This window comes from Shigella sp. SIG3, assembly GCF_053555855.1.
In genome coordinates this window covers 1-467 of record NZ_JBQZXE010000317.1, presented here as the reverse complement: position 1 = coordinate 467, position 467 = coordinate 1, and the positions used below count along the sequence as shown (strand labels likewise).

The window sequence follows — 467 nt, the reverse complement described above, 5'->3', positions numbered from 1 at the left end:
ATTCCTGCGGGAATACATTCATCCGGCAGACCGCACAGACGCTCCCAGCGGTTTATCAGTTCAGTGGTGGTGCGCGGATCCAGCTCCCGCATCAGGGCATCCGCACGCTGATGAACACGGGTTAATGACGGTGCCGCACCGGCAATCGCCGGATCGCTAGATGACCACGCCGGACCGGGCGGCAACAGTGCCGATAACAGGCGGATGTAATCATCGTTTGTCACGTCCATGAAATCGTCCCCAGTACCGCCAGTTCGTTTTTCGCAATGGAGATATTGTCCACCGGTGCAAGCAACTGATGGCTGTATTCCCCGTCCGCACCGGAAATCGCCTCACTGATACGCGATACCTTCAGTTCTCCCTGCGGATAACCATCACGCAGCAGGAACGAACGCAACTCCGCGGTAATGGCAGCCCGTATTTCCGGTGTGTCCGGCGTCACGCGGATATGAAAATCCACCGTATGT

At 57.2% G+C, this 467-nt stretch carries 1 protein-coding gene and 1 pseudogene; both read right to left on the bottom strand.

What is annotated here, in order from left to right:
- The coding region (locus tag ACUU1I_RS21185) for a putative phage tail protein (protein WP_449144945.1) at positions 1–230 on the bottom strand (230 nt) is incomplete at its 3' end.
- Positions 221–467 (bottom strand): annotated as a pseudogene (locus tag ACUU1I_RS21180) (baseplate J/gp47 family protein); the annotation flags it as partial. The gene ACUU1I_RS21185 and the pseudogene ACUU1I_RS21180, both read right to left, overlap by 10 nt.